Origin of the sequence: Rhizobium freirei PRF 81 (assembly GCF_000359745.1) — a bacterium.
GTDB classification, from domain to species: domain Bacteria; phylum Pseudomonadota; class Alphaproteobacteria; order Rhizobiales; family Rhizobiaceae; genus Rhizobium; species Rhizobium freirei.
Map to the genome: position 1 here is coordinate 1 of NZ_AQHN01000089.1, position 15,237 is coordinate 15,237.

Here is a 15,237-nt window from a genome sequence, read left to right on the forward strand (position 1 = left end):
TTCATTGAATTTGCAGCCCAGGCAAAGTGGCGCGGCGAACGCCGGAGCAGTCCCCTCTCCCCGCATTGCGGGGAGAGGGCTAGGGTGAGGGGCCAGGCACAATCGCCCGGCATCGACACGCTCACCTGACCAGCTCAACCCTCCCCAGCACACCGCTCCGCCATTAACCCTCTTGCCCGAAACAGCTTGGCTTTCCAGCAGCGATTAAGCCCTTTTTAACCACCCGGATGATCTGCTTCGCCGACTGATCAACAAACGGCGCACTGCGGCGCCGGATTGCCGACGCTTGGCGGGCATAGGGGTCGAGGGTGAGTAGATGACATCGGCTGATGCGGATATTCAGGCAAACAAGCAGGCCGCGCCGCTGATCGTGCATGTTGTGCGCCAGTTTCTGCCCAACAAGGGCGGCCTGGAAGACGTCGTCGCCAATCTCTGCCGTCAACTGATCACCCGCGGCTATCGCGTGCGTGTCGTCACCTGCAACAGCCTTTTCTCCGATCCCACCCGTGAACTCCCGGCGAATGAGACGATCGACGGCATCGAGATCGTCCGCATTCCCTGGTCCGGTTCCAGCCGCTATCCGCTGGCGCCGCAGGCCTTCCACCATATCGCCGACGCCGACCTCGTGCACGTCCACGCCGTCGATTTCTTCTTCGACGCGCTGGCCTGGGGCAAGCTGATGCACGGGCGCCCCATGGTCGCCACCACGCATGGCGGCTTCTTCCACACGCCGAAATACGCCACTATCAAAAAGATCTGGTTCAATACGGCAACGAGGCTTTCGGCGCTCGGCTACAACTCCGTCATCTGCTGCAGCCAGTCCGACGCAAAGCTCTTTTCCAAAATCGCCAAAAGCCGCGTCCGGCTCATCGAGAACGGCGCCGATGTCGGCAAATTCGCCAACTGCGCCGCGCTCGAAGCGCGCCGGCGCATCGTCACCATCGGCCGCTTCTCGGTCAACAAGCGGCTCGACCGCATGCTCGATGTCATGAAGGTGCTGGTCGCCCGCCATGCCGACTGGCACCTCGATATCATCGGCGCGGTCTCGGATCTCGATCAGCCGACGCTCGAAAAAGAAATCGCCGCTCGTGGGCTCGAACCGAACGTCTCCCTGCATGTGTCGATCGACGACTGCTCGATCCGCAACGTCATCGCCCGCGCGTCGCTCTTCGCCTCGGCCTCCGAATATGAAGGCTTCGGCCTCGTGGCGATCGAAGCGATGAGTGCCGGCCTTCTACCGGTGCTGAACACGAACGAAGCCTATAAGGCCATGGCGGAAACTCATCCGGCCCTCATACTTTCGGATTTCTCCAATCCGGAAGCGGCTGCCGATAGCCTGACCGCAGCCTTCGAACGCCTTCAGGCCGATGACCTGACGCTGCGGCAAGAATTGCTGCGCGATGCCCGCGCCTATGCATGGGATGAAGTCGCCCAGCGCTACATGGATGTCTATGCCGAAACCCTGACGCCAAAGGGCAAGTCGCCTCAGCTGCTGCGCCAGCACGGCCAGGCCGCATAACCTTCGAGAATCCCGATGAGCCAAGCGCGCTTGTAGCGTGCAGCATCGAGCTTGAGGCGCACCAGGGCCAAAAGCCAGCCTGTGATGGGCCGAAGCAGACGATACCCTAAATAGGGAAATGGAAAAGCCTGCTTGCGAATGAGCGCACCGAAGCCGCGCCCGTATTTGCGCGCCCGCGAAAGCCCCTTTGGCGACCAGATATGCCGGATGGCGAAGCAAGGGGAGAAACGGTCGATGAGCGCGCGCAAGCGATCGACCGCGCAGACGACGGGGCTGAACAATGGGACCCTCCGGGCAGGTCCCATACGGCTAACATCAGGGCGCCAACAGCAGAGCGGATGAATATTAGCCAAAGTAAAAAATGAACTTCGAGCAGCGTTAAACCCTAAATATTAAGGCATATGAAATAGAGCTGAGGCTATCTCCACGAAGAGCCGGCATCCGTATTGAGTTTCGGCGAATTGAGGGACGGTCATCTTCATGACGAAGAGCATCATGGCAAATTCGGTGTTGAACGCAGTTGCGGGTCTGAGCCTGCTTGCGACCGGCTTTGCATGTTCGATCATTGCCGCGCGCCTGCTTGGCCCGGAGGCCAACGGCATCATCGCCTTCTCGCTCTGGCTGACGACGACGGGAACGCTCGTAGCCGAGCTCGGTGCCGGCGTTACCTTGCTGCGCCTTTTGCCGCAATTGAAGGGACGGGGCTATTCGACGGAGGAGCGGCTGGGCTTTGCCGCCTATCTCCTGCGCCCGACGATCCTGGCAACCCTCGTTCTGCTTGCCGGCTACACCGCCTATTACTGGGATACGGAGAGATTGCATTGGGCCGGCGACGCATCCTCCGTCGTTGCCATCACCGGCATATTCTTCGTTCTTCAGTCGCTCGGCGCTTACAGTAAGAATTACCTGATCGGCGAACAGCAGCTCGGCACCTTCCTGCGCATCACCCTGATGAGCTCCGGTCTGCAGCTCGTCACCGTGCTCATCGGCGCAATCTTTTATGGCGTCAGCGGCGCGCTTGCCGGCTATGCGATCGGCCAGCTGCCGATGTTCTTCGCGACCATCAGGATCGCCATCGCGCGCAAGAACAGCTGCGGCGTCGGTCTCGCCTCCCTCGTCAGCTCCTCGCTCATTCTCTCGATCGAGCTCATCAACAGCTCGATCTTTCTAAACCGCATCGAGCTCTTGTTCCTCCAGCACTACTGGGGCATCGAAGCAGTCGGCTTCTATGCGGTCGGCCTTTCGCTGGCCAATCTGGCACTACAGCTGCCGGTGCAGCTAAGCGGCAGCCTGCTGCCCTATTATTCCGAGCAGATGCATGTGCGGGCATCCGAAAAGCTGCCGGTGCACGTCTTCGCCGGCGTCGCACGCAGCATAGCCTACATCACCCTGCCGATGAGCTTTGGCCTTGCCGCCATCGCGCCGGAGCTGGTGGTGACGATCTTCGGGCCGCCCTTCGCTCCGAGCGGCGGCATGGTGGCGCTGCTGTCGCTGACCGCGGCGCCCTACGTCGTCATGCAGATCTGTACGCAATATCTCTATTCGCTCGATCGCGTGCGCGAACGTACGGTCATCGGCGTCATCGCCAGCGTCGTCATGGTGGTCGGTTGCCTGATCGCCGTACCCTTCTATGGCGGCGAAGGCGCGGCACTGGTTCGCTTTCTGGCCTTCACCGCCATGTGCCTGCTGATGGCGCGGCGTATGGAATTCGAGGGTTCGACGCGCGACATGCTCGTCAACCTCGCCAAGGTGACGATAGCAGCCATTCTCTGCGCCGCCGCCGCCTACAGCTTCGTTCAAGCCTTGCCAGGTATTGCAGGCCTTGTGGGCGCAATCATCGCTGGTGCATTCGCCTATGGCGTCGCTCTCAGGCTGCTGAAAGCCGTGCCGGCCGAGGACATCGAGGTCCTGCAGAAAGTTGCGGCGCGATTGCCTGCCCGCGCGCATCCGATTGCTGTTCAAGCTCTGGCGTTACTGGCGCCGCGTCGAATGTGAGGAGAAAGTAATGGCTGGTTGGGGAGCCGCCGAAGATCAGAGAGAAGCGAGAAACATAAGATCGGCAGCAATGCCGGTAACCTTCGCAGACGCGGTCGGGCTGTACATGGCCGCCGCCACCGCCTCGACGGGAACGGCGGTGCTGTTCCTCAGCCCGTGGGGTTTCGAGGAAATGTGCGTCCGCAAGTTCTGGCGTATTCTTGCCGAAGATCTCGCCGATATCGGCATAGCCAGCCTGCGGTTCGATTATGCTGGCACCGGCGATGCGCTCGATGTTGCCGATGACGGCGAAGGCCTGTCGCTTTGGGAAGAGACGGCGCTTGCCGCAGCCGCCAGGCTGAAATCCATCTCCGGCTGCGATCGCCTGATCCTCATCAGCCAGGGCCTCGGCAGCGCCATCGCCGCCCGGCTGGCGGAACGCCTTGCCGGCATTGACGGCATCGCCTTTCTCGCACCCGTCATCTCAGGGCGTGCGCATTTGCGCGAGCTGACCGTCTGGTCGAAGATGATCGACGAGAGCATGGGGCTCTCGGAAGCGCAACGGCGGACGGAAGGCGTCACCGTTGCCAGCCTGCGCATGCCGGAAACCGTTGCGGATGCCGTCAGGAAACTCAATCTGATGAACCTTGCCGGGATCGGCGCACCGAACTGCCTTGTGCTGACAAGGCCCAACCGCCCGGGCGATGCCGACTTTACCCGCCATCTCGAGACATTGGCCGCCAATGTCGTCGAGGCAACGTATGAAGGCTATGACGAGTTGGTGTCCAACCCAACCATCGCCGTCATGCCGGCAGCGACGGGCCGCAGGATCGTGGAATGGACAAGGTCGATCGCCGGCCAATCCCGCTCCGCCGCAACGATCAGTTCCGAAGCGGCAAATGCTGCGCCTCTCGTCGGCGACGGCTTTCGCGAGACGCCGCTGCGTTTCGGCAAAGGCCAGCGTCTCTTCGGCATTCTCTGCGAGCCCGAGGGCAAACGGACGGGCGCGACGGCATTGCTGCTGACCACAGCCTATGACAGGAATGCCGGCTGGGGCCGCATGTCGGTTGCCATGGCGCGGGCGCTTGCCCGCGACGGCATCGCCTCGCTGCGCTTCGACACCGCCAATGTCGGCGACAGCCCCCCGCTTCCCGGTGCACCGGAACAGGTGCTCTATTCCAGCGAACAGCATCGCGACGTCGCCGAAGCTCTCGACCTGCTGGAAACACGCAAGCTTCTGCCAGCCTTTGCCGTCGGCCGCTGCAGCGGCGGCTATCTCGCTTTCCAGGCGGCCGTGCACGACATCAGATGCCGTGGCCTCGTGACGGCGAACCCCTATAGCTTCTCCTGGGACGAAAGCCGATCGGTCGACGAAGCCCTGCGCTTCGCGCCGCGGTCGCTTGAAACCTACGGCCGGAAGTTCCTGCAGATGGAAACGCTGAAGCGGCTCCTTGGCGGCCAGATCGATGCAAAAAGCGCGATGCGCAACCTCGCCACTGTCCTGAGCCGGCGCGCAGCGCGATCGGGCCGCCGATTGCTTGGCTTCCTTCCCTTTCTCGCCGGCGCGCGGGGGCCAGTTGTCAATGGCTTTCGCACGCTTTCCAAACGCCGGGTCGACATGTCGCTGATCTATAGCGCCGATGACATCGGTCTCGATCATTTCCGCGAGCAATTCGGTCAAGATGCCTGCGGCCTGAAGCAGTTTCCCGACATACGCCTCACCATCATTCCCAAAGCTGACCACAATCTGACCCCGCCCAGCGCGCGCAGCATATATCTCAGCGAGGTGAAGAAGATGGGATTGAGGCTCGGCAAGGCGTGAATATCGACCCCGATAATCGCGGGAAATACTCGCTATATCCGGCACTTGCTGTATAGTTGCCCCATGAGGCTCCTGATCGTCGAAGACAACCGCGAACTGGCGTCCTGGCTCGGCAAGGCGCTGCGTCAGGCGCAATATGTCGTCGACATCGCCTATGACGGCGAGGACGCCGAGCACATGCTGAAAGTCGCGGCCTATGCCATCGTCATCCTCGATCTGTCGCTGCCGAAAATGGACGGATTGACGATATTGAAGCGCCTGCGCCAGAGCGGCAACAAGGTGCCGGTCATCATCCTGACAGCCAATGCCAGCCTCGATGGCCGCGTCGCAGGCCTCGACAGCGGCGCCGACGATTATCTCGCCAAGCCCTTCGAGATCGCCGAGCTGGAAGCCCGCATACGCGCCGCCGTGCGCCGCGGCCACGACCGGGCCGCTCCGGAAATCGCCGTCGGCGACCTGGTGTTCGACGGCGGGACGCGACAGTTCTATCTGGCGGGCGAAGCCCTGGCGCTGACGCCGCGCGAACATGCCGTGCTCGAACACCTGGTCATGAAGGCAGGCACGACCGTCACCAAGGCCACGCTGTCGGAAAGCGTCTTCGGCTTCGACGATCTCGCCGATACCAGCGCCATCGAAATCTACGTCCACCGCGTCCGCAAGAAGCTCGAAGGCAGCACCGTGCAGATCGCAACGCTGCGCGGCCTGGGTTACCTCCTTCGCCATGCGCAATGAAGATGCTCCCGCACGGAAAGGACGGATGAGCCGAGCCGTGAGCGCGCTGACGAGCAGCCTGCGGGCGCAATTGTTCGCCTGGGTCGTTCTGACGCTGATCGGGGCGATCTGCGTCAATCTCTATCTCAGCTTCCGCACAGCCGACGCGACGGCCAATCTCGTCACCGATCGCACCCTGCTCGCTTCGGCTCGTGTAATCGCCGAGGCGGCACGTGTCGATGCCAGCGGCACCGTGCAAATCGACATCCCGCCTGCCGCATTGGAAATGTTCGACACGGGCTATGGCGACCGTGTCTTCTACCAGGTCGTGACGGCATGGGGAAACCTCGTCGCCGGCTTTCCGGATCTGCCACGGCCAAAGCGCGACATGATCGGCGAAGACAGGACGTTTCGGACCGACGGCATCCGCATGCTGATGCTAAGCCAGCCTGTGGTCGGCCTCGATCAGCACGGCACGATTTCCGTCGCCGTCGCAGTCACCCACAACAGTCAATATGCCATGCGCCGCAGGCTGTGGCTGTCGGACTTCACCAAGCAGCTCGCGCTTGTGCTGCTTGCCGGCCTGGTGACCATCATCGGCCTGCAGCGGGGCCTCACCCCCGTGCTGCGGCTGCGCGACGCCGTCCGCGAGCGCGGCCGCCAGCGCCTGGATCCACTGGACCCTCACATGGTACAGAACGAGCTTCGGCCGCTCGTCCATGCCCTCAACGATCACATGGAGCGAGTGCAGAACCAGATGGCGGCACAACGTCGCTTCGTCTCGAATGCAGCCCATCAGCTGCGCACGCCGCTCGCCCTGATCTCGACGCAGGCAAGCGTTGCAGCGCGTGAGACGGATGATCGCAGCCGCGACGAAGCGCTGACGGCATTGCGCTCCAGCACGCGGCAGGTAACCCGGCTTGCCAGCCAGCTCCTGACACTCTCGCGCGCCGAACCCGGCAGCCGGCGACCGCGAAACGACACGATCGATCTTGCGCAGACAGCCCGGCGAGTGCTGGAAACGCTCGCCGAGGAAGCCTTGCGCCGCAATATCGATCTTGGACTGGAAACCAGCGAGACGCCGGTGCGCATCGAAGGCGACGGCACCATGCTGCGCGAGATGCTGGTCAATCTCGTCGACAATGCCCTGCGCTACACGCAGGCGGGCGGGAGAGTAACGGTGGGGGTCGGCCACGAGGGCGATGCGGCTCTGCTGTGGGTCGAGGACAACGGGCCGGGCATTCCCGAAGCAGAACGCGCCCAGGTGTTCGAACGCTTCTATCGCATCATAGGTACCGAGCCGGAAGGCAGCGGCCTTGGGCTCGCCATCGTCCGCGAAGTCGTCGATGGCGCCGGCGGCTCGGTGACGCTCGGCGATGCGGCCGGCGGCGGGCTGCTCGTCAGCGTGCGGCTGCCGGCCGTCTGAATGTGTAGGCGGCGGTAATCACGGGATAGTCCCCTCTCCCCGCGGGCGGGGAGAGGGGGCCTCCGTGCAGATCAACAAAAAGGCCGGGCAAAGATGCCCGGCCCCTGGCCTTGGGAGGTGCCAGTAATGGCTGCTTAGTGCGTGTCGAGGCTCTGCTGCGGACGCCAGCGGGTGATGCGGTTCTCGATCAGCGTCATCACGTATTCCGCACCGAGCGTGACGAGCATCACGAGGATGATCGCGGCATAGAGGCCGGCTGCGTCATAGGTGCCCTTGGCGATCGAAATCAGATAGCCGATACCGGCAAGCGAGCCGACGAACTCGCCGACGATGGCGCCGATGATGGCGAAGGAGAACGAGATGTGCAGGCTCGCAAAAATCCAGCTCATCGCCGACGGCAGGATCACGTTGCGGGTGACCTGCCAGTTCGAAGCGCCGAGAATGCGGGCATTGGCGATCATGTTGCGATCGGCTTCGCGAACGCCCTGGAAGGCATTGGCGAACACCACGAAGAACACCATGATGAAGGCGAGCGCCACCTTGGAAGGCAGGCCGAGACCCATGATCATCACGAAGATCGGCGCAAGAACGACGCGCGGAATCGAATTGATCGCCTTGATGTAGATCGACAGGATATCGGAGGCGAGCTTGTTGCGGCCGAGAGCGACGCCGACGAGAACGCCTGTCACCGAGCCGATGACGAAGCCGATCAGCGCCTCTTCCATGGTGACGCCGAGATGATGCCAGAGCGAGCCGCTCTCGGTGCCTTCGCTGATCCAGTCCCAGAGGCGAAGGGCAATGCCGTACGGGCTCGAATAGAAGAACGGATCGATCCAGTGCAGGTCTGAGGCGATCTGCCACAAACCAAGGATGGCGAGGAGAATGCCGATCTGCCACGCCAGCACGACATATTTGCGCCGTGCCATCGCCTTCAGCGCTGCGGCTTCGATTTCCGCGTCGGAGGTGCCGGCGCGGAAGATCGGGGCGTTGCCTGCTTCGAGAGCTGTATTTGCCATGGTCAATCCTCCCTTATGCCGCATCCGCGGCACGGCGATAGCTGGTTTCGACCTCTTCGCGCAGGTCGTCCCAGATCGTCTTGCAATAATCGATGAAGTTCTGCTCGTAGCGGATCTCCGAGACGACGCGCGGGCGCGGCAGGTCGATCGTGTAGACCGATTTCACCGTCGCCGGGCCGGCAGTCAGCACATAGACCTTGTCGGCAAGTGCGACGGCTTCTTCGAGATCGTGCGTCACGAACACGACGGATGCCTGGCGTTCGGCCCAGAGCTTCAAAAGCTCTTCATGCATAACCGTGCGGGTCTGCACGTCAAGCGCCGAGAACGGCTCGTCCATCAGCAGGATTTCCGGCTCGTTGATGAAGGTCTGAGCCAGCGAAACGCGCTTGCGCATGCCGCCCGAGAGCTGATGCGGATAGTGATGCAGGAACTTGGAGAGCCCGACGCGGGCGAGCCAGTCCTTGGCAGTCTTTTCCGCCACGGCCTTCGACTTGCCGCGGAAAAGCGGGCCGGCCATGACGTTTTCGATAACGTTCTTCCAAGGGAAGAGCGCGTCCGTCTGGAACACGAAGCCGACGCGCGGGTCGATGCCGCTGACCGGACCGCCCATCAGCCGGACTTCGCCGGCGCTGGGCTTCGCAAGACCGGTGACGAGATTGAGCGTCGTCGACTTGCCGCAGCCTGTCGGTCCGACAACGGCGACGAATTCACCGCGCTCGACGGTCATGTTGAAATCGCGAAGTGCCGTCAGCGACTTGCCGGTCGGCGATACGAAACGGCGGCTGACATTGATAAGCTCTATCGCCGGCGTGCGGCTTTCTTGCGGTTGCATGGTGCTGATCCTGACGCGTGCCTTTGGGCGTGCACGCAAAGCCCGGTGAACTGCCGCTTCCGGAACCCGCCGGAAGCGGCGCTGTGACTGCTTACTTGACGTTCTTCACGAATTCCGTCGTGTAGGTCTTCGACAGGTCTATCGTCTTGCCCCTGACGTTCTTGGAGAACTGGGAGAGCACGGCGAGAACGGTCTTCGGGCCATCTTCCGGCATCACGCCATCGGCCGTGAACATTTCCTTGCCGGCATCGAGAGCCTTGATGTAGCCGTCCTTGTCGCCGACATAGAAGTCCTTCGGCATCTTGTCGGCAATTTCGGCGGCGGAATGCGTATGGATGAAGCGCAGCGTCTTGACGAAGGCGTTCGCAAGCTTCTGCACCTCTTCCTTATGGGCGTCGACCCATGCGGCATCCATGTAGAGCGAAGCCGCCGGATAGGTGCCGCCGAGCGCTTCCTCGGTGCCCTTGAGCGTGCGCAGATCGACGAGAACCTTGGCCTCTCCCGTCTTCAGCAGGCGGGAAATCGTCGGTTCCGTGGTCATGCCCACCTGGATGGCATCCTGCTGCATGGCGGCGATGAAGGTCTGGCCGGCGCCGACCGGAACAGGCGTCACATCAGCAGGCGACAGGCCGGCCTTCGACGCCATGTAGAGCGTCAGGAAGTTGGTGGACGAGCCGAGGCCCGTGACGCCGGCGCGCTTGCCCTTCAGGTCGGCGAAGGACTTGATGTCCGGATACTTGGCGGAGACCATCTCCACTTCGCCAGGTGCCTGGCTGAACTGCACGACCGACTTGATGAACTTGCCCTTGGCCTGCAGGTCGACGCAATGGTCGTAGAAGCCGACCACACCCTGAACGGCGCCAGCCAGAAGCTGGTTTTCGGCATCGACGCCGGCGGATTCGTTGAGAAGCTCGACCTCGAGGCCTTCATCCTTGAAGTAGCCGAGGGATTCGGCGAGCTTGGCCGGCAGATAGATCTGCTTTTCGTAGCCGCCCACCATGATGGAGATCTTGTCGGCGGCATTGGCTGCCGTGGCTGCAAGGGAAGCGGCAGTCATGACGAGGGAAAGGGCTACGGTATGAAAAAAGGTGCGCGACGGACGCATCAATGTCTCCTCCTGTTTTTAATCGTTGCGCCATGCGACGCTGCAGAAAAGATGCTTCCTCCACGAAGCTCAGCGAACCTAAACTAGGCAAGCTTTCAGTCGGCTTTCAGCACGCGCGCCCCTCAATGGCGACATTGCAATTTTATTCCGGGTCGCCGGCGGCACGCACATGGCCGCCGGCGCTTGTCTTCCGCTTCGGGATCGGGCGTGAAATCCGAAGCGCCCCGGATCAAGACCGGGAACAATATTGCACGCTATTTAGCGTTCTTGACGAATTCCGTCGTGTAGGTCTTCGACAGGTCGATCGACTTGCCCTGGACGTTCTTGGAAAATTCGGACAGCACGGCAAGAACGGTTTTCGGACCGTCTTCGGGCATCACACCATCGGGCGTGAACATGGCCTTGCCGTTTTCGAGCGCCTTCACATACCCTTCCTTGTCACCGACATAGAAGTCTTTCGGCATCTTGTCGGCAATCTCGGCGGCCGTGTGGGTGTTGATGAAATGCAGCGTCTTGACGAAAGCGTTCGCAAGCTTCTGCGTTTCCTCCTTGTGATCCTTGACCCACGACTCCTGCATATAGAGAGACGCGGCAGGATAGGTGCCACCCAGAGCGGCTCTTGTTCCGGCCATCGTGCGCATGTCGATGAGGACCTTGGCCTCGCCCGTCTTCAAGAGACGCGAGACCGTCGGCTCCGTCGTCATGCCGGCCTGGATGGCATCCTGCTGCATGGCGGCGATGAAGGTCTGGCCCGCACCGACCGGAACGGAGGTGAATTCGCCGAGCTTCAGGCCGGACTTGATAGCCAGGTACTGCGTCAGGAAGTTGGTCGAGGAACCGAGGCCGGTGACGCCGAGGTTCTTGCCCTTGAAGTCGGCGGCGGACTTGATCTCCGGATGCTTGGCCGACACCAGCTCGACTTCGCCGGGCGCCTGGCTGAACTGCACGACGGATTCGACGAACTTGCCCTTGCCCTGAAGGTCGATGCAGTGATCGTAGAAGCCGACGACGCCCTGGACGGCGCCTGCAAGCATTTCATTTTCGGCATCGACGCCGGCAGGCTCGTTGAGAAGCTCGACGTTGAGACCCTCATCCTTGAAATAGCCGAGCCCTTCGGCAAGCTTGGCGGGCAGATAGATCTGCTTCTCGTATCCGCCCACCATGATCGAAATCTTATCGGCCGCATGCGCCGCAGTGGCTGCAAAGGAAGCAGCAGTCATGACGAGGGATAGGGCTACGGTGTTAAAAAGAGTGCGTGATGAACGCATTAATGTCTCCTCCAGTTTGAATGCTCACGCCTTACGACGCTGCAGAAATATGCTTCCTCCACGAAGCTCGGTGAGCTTAGCGCGGCAACCTTTCAGTCGGCTTTCAGTGCGCGATCCCAACGGGCGACATTGCAACTTTATTTCATCGGTATCGGCGGTATAAATACGGCGGCCCTCATTGCCGGAGCATGATGGAGCCGGATCACTTTGCAACGGCAAGCGTCGCCCGATCTTGGCAACAGCCACGGGGCGACTATCTAGGTTCTACGCTTTCGCCAGGGGGAGACGATTCATGAGGAGCGCAGCCTTAGCTCTTATTCTGACAGCGCTCGCAGCCGCCGGGCCTGCATCCGCAATCTCCCGCTACGAGTCGCTGAGCAAGACTTGCGCTGCCGTGCAGCAGCTCATCGCCAGCGAACGTGCCGTCATATTGCGCTATCCCGCAAAGGGCGCCTCGCTCGTCCTGTACGATCGTTTCGTCTCCGGCAATGGGCAATGCAGCGTATCCGATTACGCGGCGCGCACCTATATTCCCACAAGGGACAACCCGCTGTGCCCGGTCTATAGCTGCAAGCCGTCCTCGGTGTTCAATCCAAATTGAAGCGAATCGTCATTTCTGCCGTTTATTCCGCGCTCTTGGCAAAAAGACCTTGCAGAAAAAGACTTTTGGTTGAATTTTACCCATATTTCACACACATTTTGCGGGCAGGTTGAACGCTTGCAGCTTACGCTACGATGCCGTAGGCAAGGCGGCATCCACTGGAGCCCCTATATTGCTAAGGAGATTGCGCAGTGAGTGCAAAACTACCGAATCCGATCGATGCCTATGTCGGCTCCCGCGTACGCACGCGGCGGCTTATGCTTGGCATGAGCCAGGAGCGGCTTGCCGAACAAATCGGCGTCACCTTTCAACAGGTGCAGAAATACGAGAAGGGCACCAACCGCATTGGAGCCAGCCGGCTGCAGGCCATCGCCGGTGTTCTGGCCATTCCGGTCGCGTTCTTCTTTCAGCAAGACAGCTCGCAGCCGCTGAATACGGACGGTTTGGGCATGATCAACGGCCTCGAAGATCTGTCGGAGTTTCTGACCTCCAAGGAGGGCCTGAGCCTCAACAAGGCCTTCATGAAGATCAACGATCCGAGCATACGCCAGTCCGTGCTGACCTTGGTCAAGTCCCTGGCGAATGCCTCCGAGCCGCTCGCAGGCCATGTATCGCGCGCAGGCGATGCACCGGTCGGCCTTCACAGCTGACGCTCGGATCACTGCATTGAGTGAGGTCGAGGCACGAACCAAGATCGGTGAGTTCCCCGATGTCCGATGATGATCGCTGATCGCCCTTCTGGTGAATAGTTTGTCTGATATGCATGCCGGAGGGCGTCAGCCCAGTCAGGCGCGCTCACATCTTGCGCTTTAGGCCTTTGGCTTTGCGCATGTCGTTATCGCAAAACCGCTGTGCACTTTTGCGCGATCAGCTTTACCGCCCGTTCGAGTGTGGCCGCACGCCTGCCACGAAAATTTTGATGCATTGACGCAAATGCCGCAGCCGCGTTTCCCGGTCGGGCCAGTCGTTCGGGTGGCCGGGCTTGGAGATCATGGCACCGAAAATCATCGTCATCAGCATGCGTGCGGCACTTGCAGTATCGGCGATCTCCATCAACCCGCGCTGCCTTTGCTGGTCGAGCCAATCGGCAAGCATCTGCTGTGATTGTTTGGCACCATAGGTGTGCATCAGCGTAGCAACCTCCGGATACTGCCGGGATTCGCTCATGGCGAGGTGAATGAAAGCCTCGCGCTCGCGCTCTTTGGTCTCGTCCATGTCGATCATGAAGATCTGCTCGAGCGCCTCGTCGAGCGGCAGGTTTTCATTGGCGTCGCGCGGCAGGGCCAGCATCGAGGCGCGATGCTCGGCGATAATCGCCGTGAAGAGATCGGTCTTGCCCGGAAACAGTCGATAAAGGGTCTGCTTCGAAATCTTGCAGCGAGCCGCCACCAGATCCATCGTCGTGCCGCCGTAACCAAGTTCGTAGAAAGTGATGCGCGCCGCACTGACGATCTCGGCTCGCCGTGCATCGTCGCTCGCGGTTTTGGGGCGACCACGCGGGCGGCGTGTCGCAGCCTGATCCTCTTTGCCGGCCCGCTCCCTTATCAGTGCCTCCACCTTAACCTCGACAAGCGAATGCGATTGACATTTCAACCAATACAAATATTTTCCGTACGATCTCGTACTGTAAATAAGGCAACAGGAAATAGCAACGTGCGAAAGCTTGCCTCTTCCACCTCTGCACTCGTATATCCCGCGGTATCCACCCGCCTTCCGTTCACCCGAAGCGCGCTGATCGTCGCGGCTGCTGCCGCCGCGATGCTACTGGCCGGCTGCAATGAACAGAAGGCCGCACAGAACAATGCGCCAGCCGTCAAGACCGAAGTCAGCGCCATGGCACTACATCCGCAGTCGGTCGCGATCACGGCCGAGCTGCCCGGCCGCACCAGCGCCTATCTCGTCGCGGAAGTGCGGCCGCAGGTCGGCGGCATCATTCGCAACCGCAATTTCAAGGAAGGCAGCGAGGTGAAGGAGGGCGACGTTCTCTACGAAATCGATCCCGCCTCCTACCAGGCATCCTATGACAGCGCCGCCGCTGCCTTGCAGAAGGCGCAAGGCGCCGTGCCGAGCGCCCAGTCGAAAGTGGATCGCTACAAGAGCCTCACCGCGCAGGACGCGGTCAGCAAGCAAAATCTTGACGATGCCATTTCCACTTTGGCTCAGGCGAATGCCGACGTGGCTTCCGCAAAGGCAACCCTGGAAACGGCGCGCATCAATCTCGACTACACCAAGATGCGCGCGCCGATCGGCGGCCGCGTCGATGCATCGACCGTGACCGTCGGCGCCCTCGTCACCGCCGATCAGACGACGGCACTGACCACGATCCGCAAGCTTGATCCGATCAACGTCGACGTCACGCAGTCGAGCACCAATCTGCTCGAGTTCCGCCGCGCCGTCGCGGATGGCCGGCTGAAGACCAGCGGTGACAATGTCTCCGTGCATCTGACGCTCGAAGACGGCAGCCAGTATAAGGAAACCGGCACGCTGCAATTTGCCGAATCCTCCGTCGCGGAAACCGTCGGCACCATTACAGTGCGCGCCGTCTTCCCCAATCCCGATCGCGTGCTGCTGCCCGGCATGTATGTGCGCGCCACCATTCAGGAAGGCATCGCCGAAAGCAGTTTCCTCGTGCCCCAGCGTGCGGTTTTCCGCAACACCAAGGGCGAGCCGACCGCCATGTTCGTGACCGCCGAAAACAAGGTCCAGCAGCGCGTTTTGAAAGTGCAGCGCAGCATTGGCAACAGCTGGCTTGTCAATGAAGGCGTGAAGGATAGCGACCGCGTGATCGTCGAAGGCAGTCAGCGCGTTCGCGACGGCCAGGAAGTCACAGTGTCGCCCGTCACTATCGACGACGCGACCGGCGAGGTGAAGCAAGCAGCCGCCGCGGAGACAAAATCCACGGAACAGGCCGAATTGGAAAAGACCGATACAAAGGCCGCCTCCGGCGCCCAGAAGTGAGGTTA

14 protein-coding genes are annotated in these 15,237 nt (G+C 61.3%); 8 read left to right on the forward strand and 6 right to left on the reverse strand.

What is annotated here, in order from left to right; translation table 11 throughout:
• The first annotated feature begins 316 nt into the window (after positions 1-316).
• Complete coding sequence (locus RHSP_RS27820) at positions 317-1,519, forward strand: glycosyltransferase family 4 protein (RefSeq protein WP_037154986.1); 1,203 nt, start codon at positions 317-319, stop codon at positions 1,517-1,519.
• Here the strand turns inward: RHSP_RS27820 and RHSP_RS27825 are convergent.
• Positions 1,486-1,800, reverse strand: a complete 315-nt coding sequence (locus RHSP_RS27825; RefSeq protein WP_004126757.1) for a hypothetical protein — start codon at positions 1,798-1,800, stop codon at positions 1,486-1,488. The genes RHSP_RS27820 and RHSP_RS27825 overlap by 34 nt on opposite strands.
• A 199-nt stretch (positions 1,801-1,999) precedes the next feature.
• Between RHSP_RS27825 and RHSP_RS27830 the strand changes: the two genes are divergently transcribed.
• The 4 genes from RHSP_RS27830 (at position 2,000) to RHSP_RS27845 (ending at position 7,452) form a co-directional block, all read left to right on the forward strand.
• Positions 2,000-3,514 carry a lipopolysaccharide biosynthesis protein gene (locus RHSP_RS27830; protein WP_004126759.1) on the forward strand — a complete coding sequence of 505 codons (1,515 nt, stop codon included), beginning with the start codon at positions 2,000-2,002 and terminating at the stop codon, positions 3,512-3,514.
• Between the two features lie 10 nt (positions 3,515-3,524).
• Positions 3,525-5,315 carry an alpha/beta fold hydrolase gene (locus RHSP_RS27835; protein ID WP_037154989.1) on the forward strand — a complete coding sequence of 597 codons (1,791 nt, stop codon included), beginning with the start codon at positions 3,525-3,527 and terminating at the stop codon, positions 5,313-5,315.
• Between the two features lie 63 nt (positions 5,316-5,378).
• Positions 5,379-6,047, forward strand: coding sequence for a response regulator (locus RHSP_RS27840; protein WP_037154992.1), 669 nt, complete (start codon positions 5,379-5,381; stop codon positions 6,045-6,047).
• Positions 6,037-7,452: a sensor histidine kinase gene (locus RHSP_RS27845; protein ID WP_004126762.1), complete on the forward strand. Its 1,416-nt coding sequence runs from the start codon at positions 6,037-6,039 to the stop codon at positions 7,450-7,452. The genes RHSP_RS27840 and RHSP_RS27845 overlap by 11 nt, the downstream gene beginning before the upstream one ends.
• A 134-nt stretch (positions 7,453-7,586) precedes the next feature.
• Here the strand turns inward: RHSP_RS27845 and RHSP_RS27850 are convergent, their stop codons facing one another.
• From RHSP_RS27850 to RHSP_RS27865, 4 genes are all read right to left on the reverse strand, one after another.
• Complete coding sequence (locus RHSP_RS27850; RefSeq protein ID WP_037154995.1) at positions 7,587-8,468, reverse strand: ABC transporter permease; 882 nt, start codon at positions 8,466-8,468, stop codon at positions 7,587-7,589.
• Positions 8,469-8,481: 13 nt separating this feature from the next.
• Positions 8,482-9,300, reverse strand: coding sequence for an ABC transporter ATP-binding protein (locus tag RHSP_RS27855; RefSeq protein ID WP_037154997.1), 819 nt, complete (start codon positions 9,298-9,300; stop codon positions 8,482-8,484).
• Positions 9,301-9,391: 91 nt separating this feature from the next.
• Positions 9,392-10,405, reverse strand: coding sequence for an ABC transporter substrate-binding protein (locus RHSP_RS27860; protein ID WP_004126766.1), 1,014 nt, complete (start codon positions 10,403-10,405; stop codon positions 9,392-9,394).
• 254 nt (positions 10,406-10,659) lie between these two features.
• Positions 10,660-11,673 (reverse strand): ABC transporter substrate-binding protein, encoded by a 1,014-nt coding sequence (locus tag RHSP_RS27865; protein WP_037154999.1) that lies wholly within the window; start codon positions 11,671-11,673, stop codon positions 10,660-10,662.
• A 292-nt stretch (positions 11,674-11,965) separates the two neighbouring features.
• On the opposite strand from RHSP_RS27865, the gene RHSP_RS27870 reads away from it, so the two are divergent.
• Positions 11,966-12,274 carry a hypothetical protein gene (locus RHSP_RS27870; protein WP_004126770.1) on the forward strand — a complete coding sequence of 103 codons (309 nt, stop codon included), beginning with the start codon at positions 11,966-11,968 and terminating at the stop codon, positions 12,272-12,274.
• Between the two features lie 191 nt (positions 12,275-12,465).
• Positions 12,466-12,924, forward strand: a complete 459-nt coding sequence (locus tag RHSP_RS27875) for a helix-turn-helix domain-containing protein (protein WP_004126773.1) — start codon at positions 12,466-12,468, stop codon at positions 12,922-12,924.
• Between the two features lie 223 nt (positions 12,925-13,147).
• Here the strand turns inward: RHSP_RS27875 and RHSP_RS27880 are convergent, their stop codons facing one another.
• Positions 13,148-13,831, reverse strand: a complete 684-nt coding sequence (locus RHSP_RS27880) for a TetR/AcrR family transcriptional regulator (RefSeq protein WP_037155436.1) — start codon at positions 13,829-13,831, stop codon at positions 13,148-13,150.
• A gap of 96 nt (positions 13,832-13,927) precedes the next feature.
• Between RHSP_RS27880 and RHSP_RS27885 the strand changes: the two genes are divergently transcribed.
• On the forward strand, positions 13,928-15,232 hold the full coding sequence (locus RHSP_RS27885; protein ID WP_051074164.1) for an efflux RND transporter periplasmic adaptor subunit: 1,305 nt from the start codon (positions 13,928-13,930) through the stop codon (positions 15,230-15,232).
• Positions 15,233-15,237: the final 5 nt, after the last annotated feature.